Annotated in this window: 2 protein-coding genes and 1 pseudogene; 1 reads left to right on the forward strand and 2 read right to left on the reverse strand. The window is 39.6% G+C overall.

The genetic code is table 11. The annotated features are described in order from the left end of the window. Nucleotides 1–180: pseudogene (locus DI44_RS00245) on the forward strand (IS701 family transposase); the annotation flags it as partial. 395 nt (nucleotides 181–575) lie between these two features. Here DI44_RS00245 and DI44_RS00240 read toward each other — a convergent pair. Both DI44_RS00240 and DI44_RS0117485 read right to left on the reverse strand, forming a co-directional pair. After that, on the reverse strand, nucleotides 576–1001 hold the full coding sequence (locus DI44_RS00240; protein ID WP_033026674.1) for a DUF559 domain-containing protein: 426 nt from the start codon (nucleotides 999–1001) through the stop codon (nucleotides 576–578). A gap of 270 nt (nucleotides 1002–1271) precedes the next feature. After that, complete coding sequence (locus DI44_RS0117485) at nucleotides 1272–1745, reverse strand: DUF697 domain-containing protein (RefSeq protein WP_033026677.1); 474 nt, start codon at nucleotides 1743–1745, stop codon at nucleotides 1272–1274. Nucleotides 1746–1939: the final 194 nt, after the last annotated feature.

Genomic DNA, 1939 nt, shown 5'->3' on the forward strand with positions numbered 1-1939 from the left:
TATGACGCCGTGGTGCTGTTGGCCTGCGTGTACAGCATCGCCGAATCCCGACAAAACCTCTCCACCGGGCTGGAGCTTCTTCGGTCGCGAAAAGACCACAGCGTCGTCGAGTTCATTTATGACGCTGCAAAGCAAGATATTCCCATTGATGTGATCAAAAAACAGCTCCGTATCGCGTAAGGGGTACCCTGTTTGTCTCTCTAACCATGGAAATTATTGTAATGAAAAATGCTCATCTACAGTTATATACTTGATTACATAGGCAGGTCAAAACAAGAATTTTCTAAATGGGTTTCAGACGTTCGTCTGAAATCCATTTTGTCAAGCCAAGGCAATTGCTTTGTCTTTGCTGCGATCAATGAATTTGATTAGCGGTTGGGTACCGGGATTATCAAGAAATACCGCTGTCGCTTCATAACCCTGAGCGGTTATGTATACGTCGATTCAGGCTTTATATTTTCCGACCTCGCGATAAAGTTCATCCCTTTTGTATCCTGCCATATAAGCTCTCCCTTTGGTCGATAAAATAAAACAAAGGTTAACTATTCCCTCTTTATGTTGGCAGGCATGTAGCGTTAAGTGTTTATCTCTTCCTCTATTTGCTTAATAACGTCAACCAAACTCCCGTTAATCATGCTGCCGCTGAATCGCAGCACTTTCCATCCCTTGCTTCTCAAATAAGCATCCTTTTGTCTGTCCCTTGCTTTTTGTTCCAGTGTAGAATGATAAGCCTTCCCATCGCATTCGATAGCAATTTTATATTGAGGTAAGGCAATATCAATTCGATAACGAGCGGGAGGAACGACATATTGTGTTTTCACATAATACCCGCTGATTTTTAACGCCTCATACAATCGCCGCTCGATAGGGCTTTCGCATTTCACATATTCATAATCGATGTGTGGTGCCGGTAACGGATTTTTCTTTAATCGAATCTGATGAAGGATAAACAACACGATGCTCAAACCAAGAAGCCCAAAAAATACAATGTAATCAACCATAACAACATCACCAATATTAGGTTCGCCAGCTACAAATAAAATAAACCGTCACCATGCGGGGACGGTTTCATATATCGAAAAAGTCTGATGGTTTTACATTTTTTCTTAAAGCAAACTGATCTTTTATTTTAACGCTGGATGAAGTGAGATAAAAAACAGGTGGGGATCCTAAAATTGAACCCCCTTTAAATATGCTCCAGCCGGATTGCCAAAGGCAAGGAGGCAGCCAGCTGAGAAGATCGGTGCGAAAAAGGGTAGGTAAAAAATTGATTATTGCTGTTGTTGTTCAATATAGCGCTTTACTATCTGGTAGCATTCTTCAATATGTGAATTGCCTAAATACTTCATAGTGGCAAAACTAATACTTGCCGATATACCAATCCCAATAACCGGAATAAGTTTGCTGGTCTGTTTAGTAGCAACTCGTGATGCGGCTTTTTTCAACAAATTCATAACCATTTTCTTTCCAATAGTTTTCCCGATTAGCTCATTTCCAAGGGATGTAGCTATAATTAAAATGAGTTCTTTAGATTTAGTATCCAATTGATCAATTTGCTCTTTCGACACACCAAATTTTCGATTGATATCATTCAATAGTTCCATCATAATCGCAACATCCGCACCGATATCGATGCCTGGAATAGGGATTGCTGCAGCCATTGCAGAGATGGAAGCACGTTTATTTACTATTTTACGACATTCTTCCCGAATTTTATCCAATTCTTCTATTGTTTTTGCTATCATATAAAATCCTCCGATTAATGAATCTGATTATTTTGCTATGGATTTTGAGTAATATAGACTGTAGCTAACACCTTGTAACTCACATTTCGCACCCTAACAAGGTCAAAACAAAGGATTTTTTATTTAGTTTTTCAGAATAACTTTTTGACCAACACAACGAGCGATGGCAATCCTTTTTTTACCATCGCTGGTCG

The organism is Geobacillus sp. CAMR5420 (assembly GCF_000691465.1).
GTDB classification, from domain to species: domain Bacteria; phylum Bacillota; class Bacilli; order Bacillales; family Anoxybacillaceae; genus Geobacillus; species Geobacillus thermoleovorans.

Bases quoted from the DNA above. Each gene is read 5' to 3' on its own strand.
- DI44_RS00240 (WP_033026674.1), bottom strand. From the start codon at position 1,001: ATGGTTGATTACATTGTATTTTTTGGGCTTCTTGGTTTGAGCATCGTG.
- DI44_RS0117485 (WP_033026677.1), bottom strand. From the start codon at position 1,745: ATGATAGCAAAAACAATAGAAGAATTGGATAAAATTCGGGAAGAATGT.